24 protein-coding genes and 3 pseudogenes are annotated in these 20,673 nt (G+C 29.6%); 5 read left to right on the forward strand and 22 right to left on the reverse strand.

Annotated elements, in window-relative coordinates; genetic code table 11:
• Nucleotides 1-2 precede the first annotated feature (2 nt).
• Nucleotides 3-1,115: a tyrosine-type recombinase/integrase gene (locus tag ML436_09655; protein ID UMT77416.1), complete on the reverse strand. Its 1,113-nt coding sequence runs from the start codon at nucleotides 1,113-1,115 to the stop codon at nucleotides 3-5.
• A 183-nt stretch (nucleotides 1,116-1,298) separates the two neighbouring features.
• On the opposite strand from ML436_09655, the pseudogene ML436_09660 reads away from it, so the two are divergent.
• Nucleotides 1,299-1,604, forward strand: a pseudogene (locus ML436_09660) (YolD-like family protein).
• A 52-nt stretch (nucleotides 1,605-1,656) separates the two neighbouring features.
• Here the strand turns inward: ML436_09660 and ML436_09665 are convergent.
• Entirely contained in the window at nucleotides 1,657-1,830 is a 174-nt protein-coding gene (locus ML436_09665; GenBank protein ID UMT77417.1) for a hypothetical protein, read from the reverse strand.
• A 449-nt stretch (nucleotides 1,831-2,279) separates the two neighbouring features.
• On the opposite strand from ML436_09665, the gene ML436_09670 reads away from it, so the two are divergent.
• A complete protein-coding gene (locus ML436_09670; GenBank protein UMT77418.1) occupies nucleotides 2,280-3,320 on the forward strand; it encodes a C45 family autoproteolytic acyltransferase/hydrolase in 1,041 nt (346 codons plus the stop codon).
• Between the two features lie 78 nt (nucleotides 3,321-3,398).
• Here the strand turns inward: ML436_09670 and ML436_09675 are convergent, their stop codons facing one another.
• From ML436_09675 to ML436_09685, 3 genes are all read right to left on the reverse strand, one after another.
• Nucleotides 3,399-4,241: a DUF4097 domain-containing protein gene (locus ML436_09675; GenBank protein ID UMT77419.1), complete on the reverse strand. Its 843-nt coding sequence runs from the start codon at nucleotides 4,239-4,241 to the stop codon at nucleotides 3,399-3,401.
• Nucleotides 4,238-4,795 carry a DUF1700 domain-containing protein gene (locus ML436_09680; GenBank protein UMT77420.1) on the reverse strand — a complete coding sequence of 186 codons (558 nt, stop codon included), beginning with the start codon at nucleotides 4,793-4,795 and terminating at the stop codon, nucleotides 4,238-4,240. The genes ML436_09675 and ML436_09680 overlap by 4 nt, the downstream gene beginning before the upstream one ends.
• Nucleotides 4,796-4,856: 61 nt before the next feature.
• Nucleotides 4,857-5,342, reverse strand: a complete 486-nt coding sequence (locus tag ML436_09685; protein ID UMT77421.1) for a hypothetical protein — start codon at nucleotides 5,340-5,342, stop codon at nucleotides 4,857-4,859.
• A 159-nt stretch (nucleotides 5,343-5,501) separates the two neighbouring features.
• Between ML436_09685 and ML436_09690 the strand changes: the two genes are divergently transcribed.
• The gene (locus tag ML436_09690) at nucleotides 5,502-6,065 is read left to right on the forward strand and encodes a thioredoxin family protein (GenBank protein UMT77422.1); all 564 of its coding nucleotides are present in this window, start codon (nucleotides 5,502-5,504) and stop codon (nucleotides 6,063-6,065) included.
• A 66-nt stretch (nucleotides 6,066-6,131) separates the two neighbouring features.
• Here ML436_09690 and pmtD read toward each other — a convergent pair whose 3' ends face one another.
• The 7 genes and pseudogenes from pmtD to ML436_09725 form a co-directional block, all read right to left on the reverse strand.
• Complete coding sequence (pmtD, locus tag ML436_09695; GenBank protein UMT77423.1) at nucleotides 6,132-6,872, reverse strand: phenol-soluble modulin export ABC transporter permease subunit PmtD; 741 nt, start codon at nucleotides 6,870-6,872, stop codon at nucleotides 6,132-6,134.
• Nucleotides 6,872-7,744 carry a phenol-soluble modulin export ABC transporter ATP-binding protein PmtC gene (gene pmtC, locus ML436_09700; GenBank protein ID UMT77424.1) on the reverse strand — a complete coding sequence of 291 codons (873 nt, stop codon included), beginning with the start codon at nucleotides 7,742-7,744 and terminating at the stop codon, nucleotides 6,872-6,874. The genes pmtD and pmtC overlap by 1 nt, the downstream gene beginning before the upstream one ends.
• Nucleotides 7,741-8,420, reverse strand: a pseudogene (gene pmtB / locus ML436_09705) (phenol-soluble modulin export ABC transporter permease subunit PmtB). Before pmtB ends, pmtC begins: the two are co-directional and overlap by 4 nt.
• Nucleotides 8,421-9,317, reverse strand: coding sequence for a phenol-soluble modulin export ABC transporter ATP-binding protein PmtA (gene pmtA / locus ML436_09710; GenBank protein UMT77425.1), 897 nt, complete (start codon nucleotides 9,315-9,317; stop codon nucleotides 8,421-8,423). It abuts the pseudogene before it with no gap.
• Nucleotides 9,314-9,694, reverse strand: coding sequence for a GntR family transcriptional regulator (locus ML436_09715; GenBank protein ID UMT77426.1), 381 nt, complete (start codon nucleotides 9,692-9,694; stop codon nucleotides 9,314-9,316). Before ML436_09715 ends, pmtA begins: the two co-directional genes overlap by 4 nt.
• A 241-nt stretch (nucleotides 9,695-9,935) precedes the next feature.
• Complete coding sequence (locus ML436_09720) at nucleotides 9,936-10,112, reverse strand: hypothetical protein (protein UMT77427.1); 177 nt, start codon at nucleotides 10,110-10,112, stop codon at nucleotides 9,936-9,938.
• Nucleotides 10,113-10,353: 241 nt separating this feature from the next.
• Nucleotides 10,354-10,452 carry a hypothetical protein gene (locus ML436_09725; protein ID UMT77428.1) on the reverse strand — a complete coding sequence of 33 codons (99 nt, stop codon included), beginning with the start codon at nucleotides 10,450-10,452 and terminating at the stop codon, nucleotides 10,354-10,356.
• Nucleotides 10,453-10,651: 199 nt separating this feature from the next.
• Between ML436_09725 and ML436_09730 the strand changes: the two genes are divergently transcribed.
• Nucleotides 10,652-11,938, forward strand: coding sequence for an aminotransferase class I/II-fold pyridoxal phosphate-dependent enzyme (locus ML436_09730; GenBank protein ID UMT77429.1), 1,287 nt, complete (start codon nucleotides 10,652-10,654; stop codon nucleotides 11,936-11,938).
• A gap of 284 nt (nucleotides 11,939-12,222) precedes the next feature.
• Here ML436_09730 and ML436_09735 read toward each other — a convergent pair.
• The 10 genes and pseudogenes from ML436_09735 to ML436_09780 all read right to left on the reverse strand — a co-directional run bounded on the left by ML436_09735 (nucleotide 12,223) and on the right by ML436_09780 (nucleotide 19,797).
• Nucleotides 12,223-12,546, reverse strand: a pseudogene (locus ML436_09735) (MAP domain-containing protein).
• 272 nt (nucleotides 12,547-12,818) lie between these two features.
• Entirely contained in the window at nucleotides 12,819-13,310 is a 492-nt protein-coding gene (locus ML436_09740) for an IS30 family transposase (GenBank protein UMT77430.1), read from the reverse strand.
• On the reverse strand, nucleotides 13,276-13,782 hold the full coding sequence (locus ML436_09745) for a helix-turn-helix domain-containing protein (protein UMT77431.1): 507 nt from the start codon (nucleotides 13,780-13,782) through the stop codon (nucleotides 13,276-13,278). Before ML436_09745 ends, ML436_09740 begins: the two co-directional genes overlap by 35 nt.
• Nucleotides 13,783-13,894: 112 nt before the next feature.
• Nucleotides 13,895-14,257 (reverse strand): DUF4467 domain-containing protein, encoded by a 363-nt coding sequence (locus ML436_09750; GenBank protein ID UMT77432.1) that lies wholly within the window; start codon nucleotides 14,255-14,257, stop codon nucleotides 13,895-13,897.
• A 46-nt stretch (nucleotides 14,258-14,303) separates the two neighbouring features.
• Nucleotides 14,304-14,897 carry a hypothetical protein gene (locus ML436_09755; GenBank protein UMT77433.1) on the reverse strand — a complete coding sequence of 198 codons (594 nt, stop codon included), beginning with the start codon at nucleotides 14,895-14,897 and terminating at the stop codon, nucleotides 14,304-14,306.
• 6 nt (nucleotides 14,898-14,903) lie between these two features.
• Nucleotides 14,904-15,941, reverse strand: coding sequence for a CHAP domain-containing protein (locus ML436_09760; protein UMT77434.1), 1,038 nt, complete (start codon nucleotides 15,939-15,941; stop codon nucleotides 14,904-14,906).
• Nucleotides 15,931-17,844, reverse strand: coding sequence for a hypothetical protein (locus ML436_09765; protein ID UMT77435.1), 1,914 nt, complete (start codon nucleotides 17,842-17,844; stop codon nucleotides 15,931-15,933). The genes ML436_09760 and ML436_09765 overlap by 11 nt, the downstream gene beginning before the upstream one ends.
• Before the next feature lie 15 nt (nucleotides 17,845-17,859).
• A complete protein-coding gene (locus tag ML436_09770; protein UMT77436.1) occupies nucleotides 17,860-18,102 on the reverse strand; it encodes a hypothetical protein in 243 nt (80 codons plus the stop codon).
• Nucleotides 18,103-18,109: 7 nt separating this feature from the next.
• Nucleotides 18,110-19,468 (reverse strand): cell division protein FtsK, encoded by a 1,359-nt coding sequence (locus ML436_09775; GenBank protein UMT77437.1) that lies wholly within the window; start codon nucleotides 19,466-19,468, stop codon nucleotides 18,110-18,112.
• A gap of 62 nt (nucleotides 19,469-19,530) precedes the next feature.
• Nucleotides 19,531-19,797, reverse strand: coding sequence for a hypothetical protein (locus ML436_09780; protein ID UMT77438.1), 267 nt, complete (start codon nucleotides 19,795-19,797; stop codon nucleotides 19,531-19,533).
• Nucleotides 19,798-20,035: 238 nt separating this feature from the next.
• Here ML436_09780 and ML436_09785 point away from each other — a divergent pair, with 238 nt between their 5' ends.
• Complete coding sequence (locus tag ML436_09785; GenBank protein UMT77439.1) at nucleotides 20,036-20,512, forward strand: hypothetical protein; 477 nt, start codon at nucleotides 20,036-20,038, stop codon at nucleotides 20,510-20,512.
• Nucleotides 20,513-20,673 lie beyond the last annotated feature (161 nt).

A 20,673-nucleotide genomic window follows, 5' to 3' on the forward strand; every position in this document is an offset into this window, starting at 1 on the left:
AGTCATTCCCCTTTATTAAAAACTTGAAATTGATGCTTTACTTTATTCCAATCTTCACGTATATCTTCTTCAGTGGGATGAACATATAAATTAATAGTCGTTTGTATATTACTATGACCAAGTCTTTCTTGAACTTGTTTTATATCCTTAGTTTCATTATAAAAAACAGTTGCATGTGTATGGCGAAATAAATGAGGATGAACATTTATAGATGTTTTATGTTTTAGCCTTTTAAATAATGAATATATATCACTATAATTCATAGCTTCTCCTACATTTCTCCCCTTTATTTTTACAAAAAGATAATCAGAACATATTGAAAGTTCGTCAATTATTTCGTAGACATAATCATCGTATAAATCAATTAACGATTGGGAAATAAATATTTTTCTTTCCCCAGTTTTCAAATAAGTACCATTATCATTAAATCTATTTTTCAAAACTATTTGATGGCCTTTTCTAAAGTCAAATTTAATATCATCAATACGTAATGATAATACCTCACCTATACGTAATCCGGTTTCATATAGTAATTGTATTAAGAATTTATCTCTAATATTATTAGCTTCCTCTAATAATTTCTTAACCTCCGCATTAGTTAACACTTCTATTTTTTTCTTTGGTTCTTTAACTTTCAAAATATTTTTCAACGTTCTATAGTCCTTATTTATGTGATGCATGAAACTTTTATATTTTTTAGAGTATTTACTTTCCATATGCATAAAATCATAGAAATTAACATCTAATTTTTTACTCCTATAGAGATAATCATAAAAATTAGATACTACAGTCATAGTCAGATTAATTGTCTTAGGACTAATGCTTTTTTCTTTTCGGTGATAAGAGAGGACATTCTCATATTCAAAAGGTGTTTTCATCCATCTTATAAAATCAACAAAGTTATCAAAACTAACTTCTTTATAGCATATCTTTTTACTTTCTAAGTAAACAAAAAAATTTTTTAGTGCATAGGCATAGGTTTTCTTGGTATTTAAACTTTTCTTAACACTATCCAGATACTTCAAATATCTTACTGCATCTACTATAGGTTCATTATTACCATCTAAAATCATAAAATTGGTACCATTCTTAGATTTTACTTCTACTATTTTCATAATAATCTCATTTCTAATTTTAATAGTATAAGTATACACTATTCAAATTCTTTTTACATCATACATATTAAACTTATTACACGTAATAAAAAAAGACTATTTAATATTTTTACTTTGTTCATTTTTTCTTAAAATATGATTCATTTTAAACAAAATAGTCTATATTCTTCAACATATATATAACCATTTGCAACATTACCTGAACAATTCGAAACGATTCAACAATATATTATCGACCAGAATAAAATCACGCGTCCCATATTATCAGATGATCAATTGACTGAGTTAAATATCCGATTACATGAAGCATTACAATATGCGCAACCAGTAGAAATTAAATTTTATAATAACGGCTTTATTGATTCTCTTCGTTTAATCATTTATCGCATTGATGCTATAAATTATGAAATTGAAGGTCATATTTATAAATCACAACAACGCCAAAAACTTTCTGTATTTGATATTTTAGATATTGTCTTGTTATCTTAATTTTCATCAAAAAAAGACAAGAACAATCAAAATTGTTCTTGCCTCAGTATTATTAATTATTTTTACTTTCGATATCAGAAATAATTTCTTTAGTCTTTCTTTCGATATCTTCAAAATCTTTCTTGAAGATATATGCAAAAGCTACTATACCAACACCAGCAACTAACGTTGTAATAGCAACCAAGCTAAATACGAATTTAAATACACATTTAATAAAATTCCACATCTCAATTTCACCTCTGTTAAATTAAATACCTGTCTACAGTTCATTATACTATCATATATAGAATAATCATTAAATATATACCCACTTTTTCGAAAGATACTCATCAAATTATATAGTGAGCAAGTTAATGATTATTTGAAAAATGTCGAGGATTCTCTAAATCATCGCGACACAATCTTAAATGCTAATGTTAACAATGACCTTTTCGTGAGTGCTAACTTAAGATTAAAATTTATGATAAGATGATTTTAAGCTTTTAACTTAATATCCCCACCATCTATAAAAATATGTTTTAACTGATTGATAAGTTTTATACACTGAGAAATCACCTCAAAGAATGTTATATTTCATTTAGTAAAATATAACTTTATTTAACATGACATTCAATATACATACGATTACTATTTATTTACAATATATTACAATAAAAAAGAAAGAGGAATGATGATATGCAGCAAGTAACATCAGACATTATGGCTTTTAGAGGTTCTCATTTCGATTTAGGTATTGAAACTGCCAAATGGCTTCTTCAAACACCCCTACTAAAAAATCGAGAAAAAGAATGGAAAAAACGTGTCCCACGTTTTGACATAGATGTAAATGAAACATATCAAATTTTCCAAACTTATGCCCCACAAATATGGGAAGAATTAATGGGGCTTCAAAGTATACTTAAAATACCGACACGGCAAATTATATTAAACTTTGGCCATTACCGTTTTACCGATTTAAAAGAAAGTGGATGCACTGTCTTTCAAGGTAAGGACTTCATGGTTAGAAACTACGATTACCATCCTGCTACATACGATGGTCGCTATTTATTATATCAACCTACCGATCGAGGATTAGCTCAAATTGGTCCTGTATCAAGAGTGACAGGAAGGATGGATGGTATGAATGAGGCAGGATTAACTATGGGCTATAACTTCATGCATCGAAAGCATCCTGCAAATGGTTTTGTATGTTATATGATAGGTCGTTTAATTCTTGAAAACTGCCGAGATGTCACGGAAGCAATACAGTTATTGAAAGACATTCCACATAGAAGTTCATTTAGTTATATACTCATGGACAAATCATTAAATCATGCCATTGTTGAAGTAACTCCACGATCAATAGATATACGTTACGATAATACATGTACCAACCATTTTAAAATACTCACACATGAAAATCGAAACTATACAAAAGAATCCAAAGAGAGATTAGCACGTACCATTTCACAAACTAATGAAAACTTAGATATGGATACGGCATTTAAGTTATTCAATCATCCCAAATATGAAATCTATAGTAAATTATTCAAAAGTTGGTCTGGTACTATTCATACATCTATGTATCATCCTCAAACATTAACTGCCTACTTTACACTAGGTGAAAATGCAGCACCAGAAATGATAGATTTCAAATCATGGTTAGCTGGTCAAGAACTTAATATCACACATTTCACTGGTAAGATTGATACCGAATTAACATTTGCTAACAAATAAAAAGACACCGGGTTAATGACAGAAATGATATTTTCACAAAACTCATTTCTGTTCCACTACCGGTGCATATTCAAACTTTTATTCAATTCTAATATTTCCATCAATCGTATAAAACTCTAAAACATTATCGCTCTTTCCTACTTTTCCATTCGTAAACACTTTGTTCTTTACGACACTATTTCCAGTTCCAGGATTTAACTTTAATATCGTATCTTGAGGTTGATTACCATACTTAAAATGAATATCTCCTTCTTTAGTCGAAGCTTTTGCATCAACTTTTGCTGGCATCTTTTCAAAATCAATATCACCATTATCATTTAAAAATATAGAATTGCTAATATGACTATTTTCAACCTTTAGCCTCCCAATACTCACTTTAATATTACTATTATTAATATTGCTATCACTTATATATGTAGGACTATTATTGGTTTTTGAATCGAGCGAGTCAATATTCGAATCAGTGATAGATACTTTGCCATTAATACTTTGTATATTAGTATTGTCTAAATTAACGCCTTTAATATTAACACCACCAGCTCCAGACATAACGTTCAAACGTTTAATCATTTTATCCGGCATTTCAAGGGTTAATGTTTTCTTATTTTCATGAAATGGATTCATGTCAATAGCGTAACCTCTTGTCTTTGATCTTTTATCGCTAATTTTCAATGTCTTATCTTCTACATTAATTAATACATCATTGTCACCCTCATATTTAACCCTAAATTGCTTTCCATGTTTAATACGAAGTTCAGTACTATCTAAATTAATAGATACGCGATTAAAAGCGTTATCCTTAAATGTTTTATCGTATTGTTTGGTACCGTATTTATTCTTATCATACGTAAACCAAATAATGGTTGCTGCAGTGAAAAAGACCACAAACACAATAAGACCAATAAAAAAGAGTTTCTTCATTTTCTAACGCTTCCTTTAACGGTTTTAATGTACCAAAGTAAATATTTTAAGATTAAACGGTAGATGTATTCCAAAATTTTAAATATAACTATGATACAAACTAACCCTAATCCTGAATATGATATTGCAAAAAACACATTACTAATTGAGTCAACAATACCTCTAGATATCGCTGAGGCTAATAAAATAATAGGGCAAAATAGTAACAACAATGAAATTAAAAATAAAGCTAATACGAATAAACCAACAATTGAAACTGGAATAAGAATTACAAAAATAGATAAAATGCCCAAACTTAGTGAAGCAGCAACTGCTCTTGAAATATTTTCGAATGTTGGCTTTGACTCAGCGTAATCTATAACACTTCTTGCCTTCGTCTCAGTCGCAACATCTTGAGGATCTTTTAATTTCCTTAATATTTCTTCTTCATCAACACCATTAAGCTCTTGTTCATAAAAGTATCGCTCATACTCATACATTTTTTGATCTCGTAAATGTCTAGGTAACGCATCAAGTGCCGTCTCTAATTCATTTAAATAAGTAATCTTGTTCATATAGGTCACTCATCCTGATTAAATTATTCATTATCATTCTATACAACCTTAAGCCTAAAAATTATTTACTAAAAAATTCAATACGCTTAATTTCTTGATCTCGATATAGTAAGTTTAATTTCAAATGATGATCTCTATCAATATATTTTACTGATTGAAAACCGTTACCAACATTTGATTTTTTATAACCGAATCCAAGGTTATCAATTGCATCATTGATTGGGGAGTCTATCGATCCATCAAAGTTTGTAGATACCTTTTCATCTTTCACTAATATAATTCCTTTTACTACGTTGTCTTTTTCTCTAACTTTAACAGTGAAATCAGGGTGTGCTTTACTGTTATAAAATTTAAAACGATCAAACTTAATCTTTTTATTCACTTCATAACCTTTACTATTAAACTTTTCATTTAATTTAATATCATTTATTTCAACAGCAGATAAATCTACAGTTTTTGTATGGCGATATTGATATAAACCAATTAGTACACCAATAGAACAAATTAAAAACAACGCAAATACAACCCATCGATTTTGAATACGCACTGATGTCACCCTTTCTTAATACTAATTTAAATATAGCACAAGGTGCTTTTTGTTTCATCCTTAACAAAAATTAACATAGAATTTGCAATTAATTTATTTCATTACCTTTTATTAGCATAACTTGGTATAATGTTATAAATGCTAAAGGAGGTTTTTACAATGACAAATTTAGAAACTTATTTCAAAAATAGCCAGCCCTTAAATGAATACATTGAAGGAATGAAAACAAACAAGGATAATGTTCTTAACATTTATCAATCTTTTGAATTACCAGAAAATGATTCACGCATCAAAAAAATAAAAGAGATGAATTATTCTAAAGTATTAGTAATTACTGAAGACTGGTGTGGAGATGCAATGATGAATCTTCCCATTCTTAAACACATCAGTGAAGCATTAAATCTAGAAGTACGTGTATTCCATAGAGATGATGATACGAAATTAATCGATCAATATTTAACAAACGGAAAATCACGTGCAATCCCTATTTTTGTTTTCTTAAATGATCAATTCGAACAAGAAACAGTTTGGGGACCAAGAGCAAATGAAGTCCAAAAATTTGTAACTGATGTTCGTGCCGATAAATTACCGAGCAAAGATCATCCTGACTATGCAGATTTAGAAAAGGAAACACATTTAGTCATTTCAAATCGTTACAAAACAGATTCATCATTTTGGAAAGCCGTTTATAATTCCATCTTAAACAAATTAGAAAATAAATAAAAAAATATATAAAGACAAATTTTGAGGTTGGGAATTTATTAAATTTCCAACCTCAAAATATTTAAATTAAATGTCTTTTTTAGTCGCAAATAAGATAGTCAAAATGAAGAATATAACTATAGAACCTAATGAAATGACCCATTGCCAATTGGTAAAATCAAAACTAGAATCAACCATTATATTAGTTAAGTAAGCAAATGGAATATAATTAAAAGCATCTAGTATTTTTTCGCCAAACTTAGGAATTAGAATTATAAATGGTTTAATAAACGGCACAATTAATACTAAAAATACACCTAATGAAAATATCATTGCTGTTTTTTGTGATGCAAGTGTGCATAAAAATAATAACAAACCATAGAATAGTAAAAAGATTATAAAGAACCATAAGTTATCAAGATACATAGAGAACGGCAGGTTTTTCCCTTTACTAAAAGCTTGCACTGTAATCAAAATCACATAATGAATTATTGCAAATAGAATTGAAATTAAAATGATTGAGATTGTTTTTGAAATAATGTAACCAACACGTGTTTTAACTTTACTCATATAAAGTTGAATTGTACCTTGTGAAAAATCACGTGTAATTGTCTTAATAACAAACATTAATCCTATAATTAACAATAGCCATCTTGCTGCAGCAAAAACAGATCCATAGGCAATAATATGTTTTGTGTTCTTTTCATCATTTGCCATAAATATACATTGAGTTGCAATCAAACCAGATACGACTAGTAATGCTAAATATGTTAAAGAGCTTCTTAAAATGCTATAAAGATCATACTTCACTATATTTAAAATTCTCATTATTTATCACCTCTTTGATTGATATTGAAGTACGTATCACGCAATGAACTTTTACGTGTTTCAATATATTTAGGATAAATGTCTAATTCAGATAATGCTTTAAGTAAAGCTTGATAATTTTTTTGAGAATTAATCATTAAATGACCTTCTGCTTTGTTAACATTTTGTAATTGGTAATGCTCTGCAAGATATTTTTCAGTTCTATCGAAATCTTTATGATCAACAGTTACTATCGTTGTGTCAGATGCAACACCTTCTTCCATGTTTACATCTTGAACAAAATGTCCATCTCTCAAAAATACTGCTCTATCGCAAATCAATTCAATATCTTCTAACTTATGACTTGATATTAAAATTCTCATATCAAGTTCGTTCACTAAAGACTTAATTGTATTTAGCACATCGATTGAGCCATCTGGATCCATACCATTTGTAGGCTCATCCAAGATTAAAAATTTAGGTTTATTCATTAACGATACTGCAATGGCTAATTTTTGTTTCATACCCATTGAATATTTTTTAACTTTCTTTTTAATATATGGACGCATACCAAAAGCATCAATAATTTTGTCTGTGTATGACTTATCAAAACCTTTGCCTAGTACTTGTGCAAACAATTTCAAATTGTATAATCCAGATTTATTATCATACAACTTAGGATGCTCAATTAAAAAACCGATATTATCAGCATTATCAATATCCATTTTTCCATCAAAGTTAATAATATTTCCATTCATTACTTTCATAATTGTCGTTTTACCAACACCGTTTTTCCCTATTAATCCGACAATTCTACTATCGCCAAAGTCAAAATCAATATCATTTAAAACGACGTTAGAACCGTATTTTTTTGTAATATGTTCTAATTTCATCGACTGCCTCCTTTAAAGTTTAAGTGCTAATTTTCTTGAGCTGTTTAAAATAATTAACAATGAGTATAACAATGCTTATAACCAGAAAACCAATATTTAAAATATATGAGTATAATTCTGGAAATGCTGATTGTTTTAAAACAAAATAATTTACTAATACTATTGCTATTGAAAATAAAAATGGTACTAAAATGATTACAGTAAAAACGTATATGCCATAAGACACTTTTGCTCTACGTAACTCAGTAAATTGACTAAATGCAATCGGTATAGATAAAAAGTTAGATATGACATAAGCGTATGCTGTTGAAAAATAAATTGAATTTGGTTCAATCACTTCAGAACGATACGCATATAAACTAATGACTAACGTACCAATTAACGTTAAAACAATACATGTAATATAGTTGGCATTTAGCAATTGTTTTTTTGACACTGGTAAACTCATATAAAAATAGTAAGAATCATTACCACCTAGTCGACGATTCAATCTAAATAAATGACCAGCATCCAAAATCCAAATAACGAATATTGTTGCACTTATAAAAGAATGTAAGAGATTATAGAATTTCATTGGTTCAAACGCAGTATAAATAGGATAAAAAATCAATAATAGAGCATAAATTAAAAGTGTATATCGACGTAATTTAAAGTTCCTAATTAACAATGACTTCATTTAAAAGCCCTCTTCCATCAATTTGATGTTTTCAACATAATTAGGTTTTCTCTTTTCAAGATAAACCATTAAGTTCTCAATTGAAGGTGTTGTAATACTCACTTTATTCCCCAATATTTCTTTAAAAACTTGAGCATATTCAGTTAATCCTATAAATCCAGTACGCTTATGTTCTTCGAAAATAAGCAAAGATGCCAATTCTTCGTCTAAGTCTTCGATGTCACCACTCACAATTTTATATCTTTGTAGCAATTGATCTTTTGAACCGTGTAAAATAATTTCTCCATCACTTAAGTGAATGATATAATCTGCTATTTTTTCCAAGTCGGAAATAATGTGCGTCGACATAAAAACTGTTTTCTTTTCATTTATTAATTCTTGTCGAATAATATCCAGTAATTCACTTCTCGCTAATGGGTCTAGGCCAGAAGTCGGTTCATCGAAAATGTATAAATCAGCATGATGCGAAAAAGCTACAGCTAATGATAATTTCATCTTCATACCAGTAGAAAATGCTTTTATCGGTTTATTAGTTGGTAAAGTAAATTTTTTAAGATAAAACTCAAAATTTTGATAATCCCATTTACTATAAAAAGGGGCAATCATTTTTTCTAATTGTTTTGCGGTCAATCGCTCATTAAAATAGTTTTCAGCGTAAACAAATCCAATTCTATTCTTAATCTCAATAGGATTACGAGACATTTCACCTTCTAAAACCTTAACTTCACCCGATAATGGCTGATATAAATCCATGATTAACCTAATTAATGTGGTTTTACCAGCACCATTTCTACCAATAAAACCTGTAACAAATCCTTGAGGGACATTAAACGAAATATTCTTCAGTTGAAATTGATCGTGCATATACGTGACGTTTTTAACTTCTATTGCATTCATGACGATTCCTCCTCATAAATGAATGTTAAAATGTCTTGAAGTTCCTCAAGTGGCATTTCAATAGCTTGTGCTTCATTAACTAATTCTTTAACTAAATTTTCGATAGTAAAAAATTGCTTTTCTTTGAGAATGGCACTATCTTGTTCTTTAACAAATGTGCCTTTTCCTCTAATAGTAGTAACAAATCCATCTTTCTCTAAATCCTCATAAGCACGCTTAGTAGTGATTAAACTGACTTGCAAATCTTTTGCGAGTTCTCTCATTGACGGTAAATGCTCACCAGGAGCAACATGACCTTTTAAAATATTTTGTTTAACTTGCTGCTTAATCTGTTCATAAATCGGGAAATCACCACTATTTTTCAAAATTATTTTCATCAATGTCCCCCTTCCACCATGTGTATATACACAATATATACAATATGCACAGTTTTGTAAATATACATTCTCTATAATGTAAAATCTTTCTGTTCTAAAATGATATATTTTGTTGCTAACGATTGCTTATTTGGAATTAGCCCTATCATTTATACTAACTAAAAAAAGACTGTCAAAACGAAGCTAATAATACATGATATATCTCATGTACATATAAGCATGCGTTTCAAACAGCCTAAAACTATTTGTTATTTTTACGTCGATCATTACTTCTACTAATAAAGGCACAAACCATAAACATGATTGCAGCCAATAACAACTTAATACCTTGACTTTCATGATTCGTCGCTTGTAAATAAAAACCTATGATAAATAAAATAATTGCAAGTATTACAAATATTTTTGTTAGATGCTTCATCTTAATTCACCTCAACACCGACATTATAACAAATATATCAATGATTAATAATGAAATCTTCACCTTTATTTTATAAGTAATACTTTTCTCAATAAATCACTCTAATAAAATGATACTTTCAAAAATATTTTTGATTGCGGTATATTGTGTTCAATGATATTATTTAACTGTATCCACAGAATTATACTACACAACCCCAAGCCTGGTACCAGCAGACTTGGGGTTTTTTATGTGTGTTAGATCATTTTTTATTTTTCCATTTCAGTTCTAACCAAAGTCGAAAAATAATAAGTAAGCCACCTGTAATAAGTGTCATCATCCCTTCTTGCCACCACATCATTACACTACACCTCCATTCGACTAAAGTATCATACTGAAGGATGACCTATTCATATTCTAACACAAAACGCGAACATATGTTCTCATTTTGTTGGTAGATTTTTCATATTATTTTTTAATTAAACAACAACTCTTTATCTTTGGTATAATTGAAGATAATATATAGGCATACAATTTTTTTAAAGAGAGGTTAAGCAATAATGAATCCTTTAGCCCAAAGCTTAAATGAACAACTTCAACAGTCAAATGCAACTGCACTTTCAATGTTATCTAATTTAGGTCAAAATATGTTTTATCCAAAAGGTATTTTATCACAATCTGCAGAAGCAAAAAGCACAACGTATAACGCTACAATTGGAATGGCAACACATAAACACGGGAAAATGTTTGCACCAGCATTAGATGATATGTTTAATAATTTAACACCTGATGAAATTTTTCCATATGCACCTCCTCAAGGTGTAGAGGAATTACGTGATTTATGGCAACAAAAAATGTTACGTGACAATCCTGAACTTTCAATTGAAAAAATGTCACGCCCTATTGTTACAAATGCTTTAACACATGGATTATCACTAGTTGGTGATTTATTTGTAAATGAAGGCGATACAATTTTATTACCAGAGCATAATTGGGGTAACTATAAACTTGTATTTAATACAAGAAATGGCGCAAATATTCAAACATATCCTATCTTCGATAATGAAGGTCACTATACAACTGAATCACTTGTAGAAACTTTACAATCATACAATAAAGATAAAGTTATTATGCTTTTAAATTATCCAAATAATCCAACTGGCTATACACCTACTCATGATGAAGTAACTACAATTGTCAATGCGATTAAAACGTTAGCCGACAAAGGCACAAAAATTGTAGCTGTTGTTGATGATGCATATTATGGTCTTTTTTATGAAGATGTATATACACAATCATTATTTACAGCTCTAACAAACTTAAATTCAAATGCAGTACTACCAGTTCGTTTAGATGGCGCTACAAAAGAATTTTTCGCATGGGGATTCAGAGTTGGTTTTATGACATTTGGTACAACTGATCAAACGACAAAAGATGTGTTAGAAGCGAAAGTGAAAGGACTTATTAGAAGTAATATTTCTAGTGGACCACTTCCAACGCAAAGTGCCGTGAAACATGTTCTAAAAAATAATGAGCAATTTGATAAAGAAATCGAGCAAAATATCCAAACTTTAAAAGAGCGTTATGAAGTAACAAAAGAAGTTGTATATGCTGATCAGTACCGTTCTCATTGGCAAGCATATGACTTTAATTCCGGATACTTTATGGCAATTAAAGTACATGATGTTGATCCTGAAGAACTTCGTAAGCATTTAATTGAAAAATATTCAATTGGTGTCATCGCACTTAATGCTACGGATATTCGTGTTGCATTTAGTTGTGTCGAAAAAGATGATATTCCTCATGTTTTTGATTCAATAGCTAAAGCAATTGATGATTTAAGATAAACTATCTCAACCAATAATCTGATGAATATAAATCGGATTATTGGTTTTTTATTTTTAAATTTAATCTTTCTATGAACGCACCATTTATTAGTAAATTACTGATCAACATGCCGAACTGAATAAGTGCTTACTAATTTTCATCACTACTAATAAATTTTAATTTGTCTGATTATAAAGTAATCTAACTTTTATCATGTCATTCTACTTCAAACTTTAAAAATTATATTTCTAAAGAAGAAAAAGGCACCCCACGATTGCGAGATGCCTTATTATAAAATTAAAGATTAGAATTTAAGTTCAATATCTACTCTTTTAATGTCAGTTGTTTTAAATACTTTTGAATCTTTATATTCAGTTTTTAAATCAACATATTTTGATGAACCATCTTTAAAATACACTTTATATTTAGCATGAGATGCAAGCCCTATATCGTGTATAGAAATACCTTGATCATTTGTTAAAGTTGATTTAAGTTTCTTATTTACATCATTAATTGTAATTTTATTTGCATTATAAAACCCAAATTCATTTGATACTACATTTGAAAATCCATTTATCGTAACTGCGAAATTCACTTTATTAGATTTACTTATTTCTTTATTTGATTTGCAGTGTGTCAATAGTAAAACAAAAATTTCTTTAAAAAAATTTAAAATCGCGTAATTAAATCAAAATACTTAATAAATTATAAAAGTTACAATTATATTTATCTGAAAACACAAAAAAACTTAAATAACTTCATGTCTAATTATACAGACAATATACAATTTTTATACATTGAACGCTTCCGCACTCACGATAAATCGTTCGCTTAGACCAATGCATATTTACTGATGAGTTCTTTCAGAACATAATCAATAAATATGCATTCACAAAAAGATTAGCGATACGCTTGAATGACTTCCTCACTCGTTAAATAATTCAATACTGCACGCGGTCTTGTATTTATTCTTTCCACAGCTTTATATAATGCATCATCAGAAATATCTTTAAAATCTGTACCTTTCGGAAAATATTGACGTAACAAGCCATTCACATTTTCAATCGAACCTCTTTGACCAGGGCAACCAGGGTCACTAAAATACACACGACAATTAAGTTCGCTTTCTAACAATAAGTAATTAGAAAATTCTTTACCTCTATCTACAGTAATTGTTTTTGGGCTTAAATCACGCATTAATTCAACAATCGCATCACATACACTTTTTGAACATCTTGAATCTAACCGACAAGCATACAAATACCTTGTTTTACGTTCTATAATTGTAACCAAACAAGCAAGAGAAGGACGCTTACTTAAAATCGTATCAATTTCATAATGCCCATATTCTTTACGCTCATTTACGAAATGTGGGCCGATACATGATTGCACGATCGCCTACTTTAATTTTACCGCGCTTCTCTGTAGATTTATTATATTTTTTACCACCTTGCCTTAAATCTTTTTTAACATATTTGACCAAACCTTCACGTATATAACGATATATAGTCGGATAGCTTATATATACACCAATATCCTTCTCAATTCTTTCGGCTATCTGTCTTGGTGACCATTGACATGCTAACTTCTCTTCAATATATACTTTAGATTTTTCATCTAATTTTCGAGATTTCTCTTTATGTTCTTCAGAATGATTATAAGTTATCGAAGCATATTCTTGTGCTAAAACAGGGTCATAAACATCATCAAATGTATATCGCTTTAATTCATTTAAAATCACTGAATAATCTCTATCCAAAAGCCTAGCTATATCAGCAATAGGAACACCATCATAAAGATATTTCGCAATAGCTAAACGTGTAGTTAAATCTACAGGACGTCGTTTTCTTCGCTTTTTAGCCATTTTTCATCTTCTCCTTTACATTTTTAAACATCGTTTATAAAATATAATAGAAGAAGATGTTAAAAGAAAGCAACTCCCAAACTGACAAATCGATTTAGGGAGTTGCTTTTATCTATTCTTTTAAATTCTCTTCTTTATAATCTGGTTTATTTTCTTTCATGAATTTCTTTGGTTTACCATTAATATCTTCTTCATATTTTCCTGTAGTTTCATTTTTTATATACATACGTGTACTTAACTCTGAGTTTCCTTTTAAAGGTGCATAACTTAACGTAATAACCTTACCATCTTGATACACATAAATATTACTTTTCTTTCTTTCATATTTATTAAATGTTGAATCAGATGAATCGTTTCTATCTTTTGATTCTAAATTAGTAACTTCCTCAATTTCTTTATCATACTTTTTACCACATGCAATTAAAGATGTAGATATAACTAAAATCAAAGTCATTAATAAAAATCGCTTTGTCATGATATAATCATCTCCTTTTTATTGAATTATATCATTATTTTATAAATTATCCACGCCCATTTTTTTGTAAATTAAAACGCTGTACATCATTAATTAACCATTTATCATTTGTACGCACCATATCGAGCTGTACAGATGTTTTACGGTTCTCAACTTCCTTTTGTCCCTCAGTATCAATACGCTCATTAAACTGCACAAATACTTTATAATTATCATGCTTAGGGTCATACTGATCAAAATATACATGAATATCACTCACTGTTACATCGTCGAAAATACTAAACTTCTCTCTATTATCACTAAACAATACATCATAATATTTTTCTGTTACTAATGTCTTAAGTGGTTTAGCTTTTTGTTTAAATGATGACCCTTTTTTTAACGTAAATAGCTCTGTTGTAAATGCTTGTGCTGTCTCACGTATTTGTTTTTCTTCCTCCGCAATCACTGTTTTAGATTGGCGTTTTACACGTTGATGTAATGCCTTATTCGTATCTTTTTTTTGTTGTAATGATTGTTTTAATTCACTCACATGATTCTTTTCTTTTTGAACTTGTTGCTTCGTTGTTTGTGTACCTAAAAAATAAGCACTCACTGTTAAAACTGTCACAATCACAAAGCCAATAATCTTTAATTTCATCGTTATCTACTCCTTATCATGAATAAAACTAATGCCAGATTCTACTTTCATTTCTCTTTGCGATACGATATAAGGTCCTTTAATATTCATTTCTGTCACAGTAAATGTTTTATCATCTTTCACATCAATCACAACAGCTACATGTCCTGTTACTGGCGGTGCACCACCAGCACCAGGCTCGGCAATCATTAACGCACCTACAGCGGGTTTACTATTCACTTTATAACCTTCCTCTTTCGCTCTATCATTCCAAAATTGCGCATGGAACCAATACGTCGATATCGGTTTTCCCATTTTTTGACGAATACCATAGGCATACCATGTACATTGACCCGCTGTATATAAATTACCTTTACCTGCATCTGAATTACTCCATTTTGGCAATTTACCACTAAACTTAATATCTTTACCACCAGTAGACTTACATACAGCGCCATCACCATCACTTAATTTTTTCATCATTGATTTTACCGTTGGTATCCATTGCTTATTCATATTATTCGGGTCATTTGAAGCACCTACAGGCGCATATTTTGGCCCAATTTTCTCTGGTGTCGTTAATCCTTCTTTAATATAAACATCATATAAATTCTTTGCGCCTGCCTCAAGTCCAGCTTCAATTGTTGGATACGTAGAATCATGAATCGACTTTGTACCCATCACAGACAATGGATTCTTTTGACGCGTCGCATTTTCTCCTTTACCCCAACCGGATTCACTCGCAATAATTGCCATAAATAAATTCTCTGGTATTTTATGCTTTTTCGCAATTTTTACAATCACTTTTCCTTTACCTTCTAATGCGCCACCTTTCGCATTTTGTTCAAATACCGCAATACCTTTATCTTTAACATCACCACCCACACACGACATGTCACCATCTGTTTGTTTGTCTTCCTCTGGACTAAATACAAACATCAATATCACAGGAAACAAGAAAAACAAAACACAAAACAATATCAGACCAATTTTTAATAATCTAAATTTAATGCCAATCGGCGTTTGTTTCATCACTTCTTTTACAACAGTCTTTTTATTTACCATGTTTATTAATATCCTTTTGATTTTTCAATCGATCATAAACATGTTTTGTTTGTGAATTTCGTTTAAATGTCGCCTCATTTGTATGTGAACGTGGTTGATATGGTTTATCTTCTCCAGTTTGTATACGGCGTTTTTCAATATCTTTATCATAAGAAGATTGAACGTCTTTATTAAACGATTGACTACGTCTTGATACTTCTTTTGGCGGTTGAGACGAATAAGTAGGGCTAAATGATTCTGTTTGCGGGTTACGTTTAATTTCTTTTTTATGTTTTACATCACGATGCATACCATCATCTTGTGCGATTCGTTTTGATTTCGTATAACCTGACGGTTTTGAATAAGATGGTTTCGAATAACTAACTAAACCTACATTAGGAGCGCCATGCATCTCTTCTTGTTGATTACGTCGTTTAATTTCTTTCGAATTATTGATTGAAATAGGCGTATCTGGTTGTTGATTTCGCTTTAGATTATTATCATTGTTATTTATCATCGGTGGTTCTGGATTATCACGTTGACCATCACGTTTATTCTTTTTATCTTCTGCTCGTTTTTGACGACGTTTATTAAATTCATCTTGTCCTTTGCGCATTACATCAGCACCTAATTTTTGAGGCGATAAACTTAAATTGCCACGTGTCACAAAATCAATGATTTCACTACGTTTTTTATACAGTACAAACAAAATAATCATTAAGAATATCACATTTAAAAAATAAGCTTGTTGGCTTTCTGGTTTCACAAATGCATTCGCAATATCAATTGAAAAACCAATCACCACAAATAAAAATGTCATACAGGCACTTAAAATAATATACCCTAATGTACGTGCTAATGCTTTAAATACTGATATTTCAAAACCAGGGATAAAGCTAATAAGCCAACTAAACGCTAAAAATAAGAATAAAATGAGCGCAAAAGCTGAAAAGATGACTTTCGCAAAACTAATCGAAAGAAATATAATAGATAAAGCAATCGTAATAATTAATGTAAACATCGCAATACCTAATTGCCCAAATACATGTGTTTGTTTCATAGCTGTATTATTATATTTATCTACTTCATCTTTAACTTTACTTTCTATTTTTTCTTGTTCATCTTTTGAATTAACTTTTATATCTAAAATATTATCAATTCTGTTTTTACCTTTTTTCTTGATTTCATCTTCATTTACAGTACCATAATTCATAATCAGATAAGGCTTATATAACGCCATATCAAAATATTGATTACGTATCTTGTTAATGCCTGAATTTTCATTTACATAATCAATATCACCATTAATAGAACTTGTACTATTCATAATGACATTATTTAAACCTTTACCAACATTATTTGTACCTTTAATCACAAAGCTGGCATTCGCAAGGACTCCCACACCAAAACCAATTAAACAAAAGATTAAAAAACCACGTTTTAATGCTTCATGCATATTACCTTTAACTGAAAAAACAATAAACGCATTTAAACAAATCACAATAAACAACGTCATCACAATATTACTTAACAATTTTTGATAAATATCACCGACAAATTGACCGACTTTATCCGCAAAATCGTTTAATACATCAAGCTGATATAAATTCTCTATCGCATAATCAGTAATACTTACAATCAACTTGTCAATTTCAAAAAAGAAATTGGTTACATTATTAACTGTTTCTGCGACCTCATCTTTACCAAATGGATTCCAATCTTCATCTTTTTGAAACCATACACGATAACGTTCTAAATCTATATCACCATCAGCTTTATCATCTACTTTATACTTTTCAATCTTCGCATCTACCGCATTCGTTGGTTTTCCTACTGGATTAGCGACGGCATCAGCCGTTGCCCCTGTTATTAAAAACAAGGGCAAAATTAAAAAGCATAAAAGATATAAACTTTTACGCTTCATTTAATCACTCCTTATTTAATTTGTTAAAACTTGAACAGAACCTCTAAAAACAAACGCACAACTACCCATCTCAGCTTCTAAGTCAAATAAAGTTACTTTCTCTAAAGGTTTAAATGTTAAATTTTGTTTTGATAAAACAATAATTTCTGAACCTAAATCAGCCGAAGCTAATCGATAGGCATAACAATCAAAATCTCGTCTCACATCGTCTTTTCGTAAAAAATAAAAATCTCCATTTTCATTAAAATCAATTTTCATTACATGCTCACTCCTTATTTAATATTTGTTTGACATCCGCCACAAAGTCATATTGTTCCATGAGAGGCGCATCAAATAAAATCGGTTCATTATATTGTCCAAGTATTGAAATATAACCACGTCCAATATCTGATTCATGAATCGGTTGAAAGTCTTTATCTGTTTGACCAAAGGTCATACGATAACCGTCAACTGACAAATTACCCATCGACACACGTAAGCCCAATTGGTCACGCACGTTACCTTTAATCACATCTGCATCAGGTCGCTGTGCTGTTAAAAACATAAATACACCAGCTTGACGACCTTTCATAATGATGTTAATTAAATAATCATTCATTTCTTGAAGTTCTTTTTTATCTAAAGTAGACGTGAACGCTGTCACTTCATCAAAAATCACAAAATAGGGTGGTAAATCAAAGTTTCTAAAATTACTGCCTAATTGATAATGTTCGCTTTCACTCATCATTCTAAAGCGATGTTCCATTTCTTCATTGGCTTCTCTCAATTGTTTAAAAATTTGACCTTTCGTATCTGCCACTTTTTCAGCACCGATCACATTTTTCATAAATGATAAATCAGATACTTTCGGGTCTAATAACCGTACTTCTGCATCACGCTTAAATAATTCTCTAATCATATAGAATAAAAAGTACGTTTTACCGCCACCGGTCACACCAGTAATTAAAGCATGTGGTGCTTTCACAAAATCCCAAAGGATTTGATGTGTAATATAAATCTTCGTATCATAATAAGTTGTCTCTGGTGCTTCTGTACCTTCCATAACGATACGTTTTTTATATTTAAGAGGCATAAACTCATATCTCAAATAACGTCCAATATGACGCTTCTCAACAAGCTCACAATTAAACATCGGTTCAATGATTGATTCTAATTCTAAATAGTCGTCTTGAAAACGTGAACCATCTTTTTTGACATGTATCACAAATGTTTTACGTCTACGTTTATAAAACAATGTTGGATAATAATCATATTCTGTTTTCTTATAATCAATATCTAAATACTCTATTGTTTTCTTAATCACTGTGCGATTATGAAAGCCTTGTGTTTCAATCATTTCAGCCAAATCTTTTTCACGAAATCTTAAAACAAGTTGCGCAAATAATTTTGCGATAATAAAAATAACCAAGGTACCAATCACAAGATATAAAAAATGTGGTTTAAAGTATTGATACACTTCAACCACATTTAAAGCTTTTTGTTGACCAATATAACCTTGCCATAACGTTAATGTTCGATAGGCTAAAAAGATAAATGCGAACACACCCGCAAAAATAAAATCAATATGTTTAAAATACGGTTGAATACGCACACCTTTAAATAAAGCAATTTCATTCATTGCCATTATATTCACTCCTTTAAAAATAAAAAGCATACACAAATAATGTGCATGCTTAAAACAAAGTATTAATTTTCCAATTGTTCTTCCATGTTTTTATTGTAATCAGTAACACTTTTCTCAAAAAATCGATGTGCAATAAATAAAAAAATTATTGATACAATAAATAAAAACATCATAATAAGAAGTTTTTTCCTCCAAGATTTCCATTGATAATACTCAATATAATCATTTTTATAAAAATAATTTAAAACAAAAACACATACTATACATAAACTAAGAACAATAAAACCTACAAAAATAAGATTCATTGTTAAATTACTTAAAGTTTCCAATATTTAAATCACTCCTTTTACAATATGTGTCAAGTACTTAACAAGTATTATATCTTATTGTATAATCGTTTTAAATTATTTTATGGTTTTAAATATATTTGTTTTTATTTTATTAATTTCAACTTTATGGCGATTTTCTTCTTTATTTAGTAAATACTTAATCCGTTTAATCGATAAAAACAAGATAATTAACGAAACAATACAATTCAAAACAAACATTTGAAAGGATGACCTCCTTATGAACAAATTTAAATTAAGTTGGTTAAATATTGGTACACCTTTATTTATATTAACGTACATTAATATAGCTATATTTATCACTTATATATTTCAACCTAAAATACTAGTTGGCATCAAAGATATGTTAAATGCAATTACAAATAACTATATCTCTAAAATTTTTAGTAATATTAATTCTGATATGATTTATAATTTATATCTGTTCTATTTTTATCTAATTGGTGTTTGTGCTTGTTTACTTTATTTATCTATACTGCTTTGTGTCTTCAAGATAATAATTCCATCTCGAATAGGTGAAATACTTGGATGGTTAATCAGTTTACTAACACAACAATTTAATATTTTTTTAATCGCAAAAATGACTAATGATAAAATGGCCACTGACACTTGCGTTATTTGTATTTCAGGATTCTTATTCTTTACTTATCTTCATTTAAACAGTCACGATTATTCAAATAAATATCATGACGCATAATTGATTCCTTTTCCATGTTTTTACATTTTAACGTTAAATACATACCATAGGGAATAACCCAATAAAAAATTACCAATGCAACTAATATAAATAATAATGATTTAAATATTTCAATCATTTATAACACCTCGTTTAAAAGATACACTTCAATAAAGTGTATC

The sequence above is a fragment of the Staphylococcus roterodami genome (assembly GCA_022493055.1).
Taxonomy (GTDB): Bacteria; Bacillota; Bacilli; order Staphylococcales; family Staphylococcaceae; genus Staphylococcus; species Staphylococcus singaporensis.